This window comes from Bartonella sp. AA1HLJMS, from assembly GCF_042197445.1.
GTDB lineage: Bacteria > Pseudomonadota > Alphaproteobacteria > Rhizobiales > Rhizobiaceae > Bartonella.
Genome location: NZ_JBHIRW010000077.1, coordinates 1 through 3,801, shown reverse-complemented (window position 1 = coordinate 3,801; position 3,801 = coordinate 1). Strand labels below are relative to the sequence as shown.

The following is a 3,801-nucleotide window of genomic DNA, read 5'->3' as shown; positions in this document are numbered from 1 at the left end:
CCTATGGGACCTGCAATTGAAGGCGGCGTTGGCATCAATGCGCAACTGTCTCACAATTTCTCCCTTCATGGTGATGTCAGCTATCAACAAAAGCTTCAGAAAACTGGTATATCTGGAGCAAATTTCTCAGGCGGCATACGCTATCAGTTTTAACACAAAGCTGTAAAAGCAAGCCTATTCATTCTATTCAATTTAATAAAAAGGCAGCACGATATGCTGCCTTTTTTTATTCTTGACACCCTTTCATAAAAAGATCGCTCGAATAGCTTTTGTTCTTTATCCTCCCAAGATCATCTCCATCAAGATTTATTGATTGACAAGGCTAGGTATTGTTTTTGATGCATACCAGATTGAAGTAGTTGCTCGTACACAGGCAAAAAAGCGCTTTCGTTATAATCCTGAAAAGACAGCTGTGGAAGGTCTTGCCAATTTGCTGGAATTGGGGAGCGTGAAATGCGTGTAGCAGTCTTTGCGCAAAAGAATGAAAATATGCACTAAAGCGGGTGGTTATGCTTAAGGGTGAGAATAAATTCAGTGATTTTGAGAAATCTGCCCCTTACGCTGTCTTAGATATTGAATGGCATTTATCTCTCATAAACAAAAATGTCGCAAAGCGCTTCATCTCCAAGTGAAAGTAAAACTTTCAGAAAAAACACCTTATATGTATTTATTGATAAATCATATATGTTTATTGATAAATCGCGCTTGCTTCATAAAATCCCCTTCCCCTTTTTCTCAAAGCAAAAAGAAAATGTAAAGTTTTACTGTCGTAAGTAGATAAAAAGCACAAGCTACTATTATTTTCCTCTTTACACAGGAAACATACTGCAAAATATTTCTTTACGCAGATAATTTAATTAAATACACCCAAAAAACAAAGACATCAACCACTTTATCAAAATACTCAAGAAGAAACTAAGATTTATAAAAGCATCAATCAGTGCTCTTTAGCATATTTATAAAACACATTACATCCAATATAAAACACCTCAGATCTAAAATTAAGTAAACTTTTTTAATTTTTGCTGACGGCTGTTCCCAACGATGCTGCCCCCTTTATTCTCCTTAATGCATCAAAATATATGACAAGTACTATGATACCCTTAAAAATTACAAACAAATAACGATCATTTGCTTATAATATTGTCCTTAAATATCATTTTAATATTTTTAATTATATATTTAATACGTAATAACTAAAACTATAAATATAATATGAATTAAATGTAAATATATACATTAATTATTATATTTTTTAATTTGACTATAAGTAAATTATAAAATAGTGAGTAGGAAGAATGTTTTTTATAGACCATTATTTATTTTCTTATATTGTTTGTTCTTCTTACTAACAAGTGGAGATATGGAAAACAGGAAAAATATTTGTAGCTTAGTTTAAGTGAGGAGAACATAAATGTCTAAAAAATCTCTTTTATCGTATACAGCAATTGCAGCAATTCTATTATTTGGGACCTACCACAAAACACAAGCGGAAGAACTTAAAGAACTTAAAGTTTCTGATGGAAAAAAAATGGAAGTCTCTAAAGAAAGCTACGAGAATATTTGGGCAGAAACGGGTGGAAAAATCATCGGCAAGAATTTAAAGCTGGGGAGTAGCTCTCCAACACCACCATCTGTTACAACCGTTGTCACCGTTAAAGGATCCGATAGTTTGATTGAATTATCGGACAATACCATCATTGGTGCTCCACTTGGAACTAAATCTTCCTATGAATACGGCGTTAATATATCGGACAACGCTACATTCAAAATGACAGGAGGTTCTATCAATGTTGATAAAACCGCTATTCAGCTAAATGCTGGTAACGGAAATATGGAAAATGTCACAATAACAAGTGAAAACAGCGAACCCTATAACGCAATAAAAGCTGAAAAAAAAAGTAAACTCACTTTGAAAAATATAACTGTTAAAAAAGCAAAAAACAGCATCTTTGCAGATAACCAAACTCAAGTAACAGTTATCGGTGGATCTTTTGAGGCAAAAGAAACAGCAATCAATGCTCGAAACGGTAGTATCATTACTTTAAACAATAAGGCAAAAATCACATCACTTAACGGTGATGGGCTCAATGCCATTGGTGAGCAATCAAAAATTTTCATGACAGGGGGAACTGTTACTGGGAGCAATAGTGTATTATACACAAAAGCTGGTGGATATATTAATGTTAAAGATGTTGTGCTCACAGCAAATGGTAAAGGAACAAAATTCGGTGCATTTGCAAGAGGTTCCAGCACTATTGAATTGAATGGTAACACAACAATTAAAAATGCTTCGATCGGTGTTAAAGCCGAAAGTGATAATGCGACAATCAAGATGACCGGAGGATCGATTGAGGTCACAGGAGACAAAGCAGTAGGTGCATCATTTCTTAACACCACCAGCAAAGAAAACACGCTGAAAGATGTAAAAATATCAAGCGGAAATGATGACTTTCTTATGGATAAAGGAATAAGTGCTGACAAAGGAAGTATTGTCACTTTAAATAATGTAACCGTCACGAAAGCAAAAAACAGCATCTTAGCAGATAACAAATCTCAAATAACAATCACCGGCGGATCTTTTGAGGCAAAAGGAGAAGCAATAATTGCTCAAAACGGCAGTAGCATTACTTTAAACAATGGTGTGAAAATCATTTCATCTGAGCATAATGCGCTGAGTGCCATTGGTGAGCAATCAAAAATTTTCATGACAGGAGGAACTGTTACTGGGAGTAATAATTCATTATATGCAACTTTGGGTGGATATATTAATGTTAAAGATGTTGCACTCACAGAAAATGGCGAAAGTTCAGTTACAGGCGCATCAGCTGAGGGCCCCAACAGCGTCATTGAATTAAAAGGAAAAACAACGATTACGAAGACTCTCTTTGGCCTTTATGTAACCGATGGAGGCAAAATCACAAGTGAAGAATTAACGATAAAAGGGAAGAGAACAAATATTGAGGGAATCGAACTACCCAGCATGGGTGTAAATGCTGCTGCAAATAGCGTCATTGAATTAAACGGAAAAACAACGATTGAAAAAGTTGATTTTGGACTTGTCGCATCCAATAGCACGATTAAGATGGTCAATGGCGCTGAAAACAAAATAGATGCAACAATAATTGCACTAAAGATAAACAGAAATGGACATATTGATCTCGCAAATACTTCTGCAACAGCAGGGGTTGCTGGGGTAAATTTTGCAGATTTGTCTCAAAATAAGTTAAACGGCCTAAGTAATAGTAATCCACAAGATTGGCAAAACAGTGAAGTTAATTTGACCAATACAGATCTGATCGTTGAAAATGGTATTGGAATAAATACCGATGAATCAATGGGGAAAATTAATCTCAAAAATTCAAAAATCCTTGCAGATACGTTATTCAAAAACATAAAGCAGAAGACAAAACCTGTTGAAATGTTTACTTTAACCGCAGACCATTCTGTCTTACAAGGCGGTGTAAGAAATGACGAAAATGGGCAAACACGCTTTGATCTGAAAAACGACACAAAATGGACGTTGAAGATCAGTAACAATGAAAAAGATGCTGATGGAAAACTACTTGATATTGCTCAAAGATCTCGTTCCGATATTTCTACGCTTAATCTCGATAACAGCTCCATTATGTTTAGCAAGCCAACAGAAAAACAGCATTACCAAACTTTGTATATAGGTTCTGGTAAACCAGACACGCAAGCCGTCTACAATGCCTCTGGTGACGCAAAGATTTACTTCAACACGGCTTGGAGTGATGGTGCTGCAATAAATGACCAAAAAACCGATAGACTTTTGATCCA

General features: G+C 35.3%; 2 protein-coding genes and 1 pseudogene. All 3 read left to right on the top strand.

Translation table 11 applies throughout. The features are described from left to right. On the top strand, positions 1-153 hold a 153-nt coding region (locus ACFIQE_RS08955), incomplete at its 5' end, for an autotransporter outer membrane beta-barrel domain-containing protein (RefSeq protein ID WP_375613936.1). Positions 154-313: 160 nt separating this feature from the next. Next, positions 314-463, top strand: coding sequence for a hypothetical protein (locus ACFIQE_RS08950; protein WP_375612614.1), 150 nt, complete (start codon positions 314-316; stop codon positions 461-463). 951 nt (positions 464-1,414) lie between these two features. Next, positions 1,415-3,801 (top strand): annotated as a pseudogene (locus tag ACFIQE_RS08945) (autotransporter outer membrane beta-barrel domain-containing protein); the annotation flags it as partial.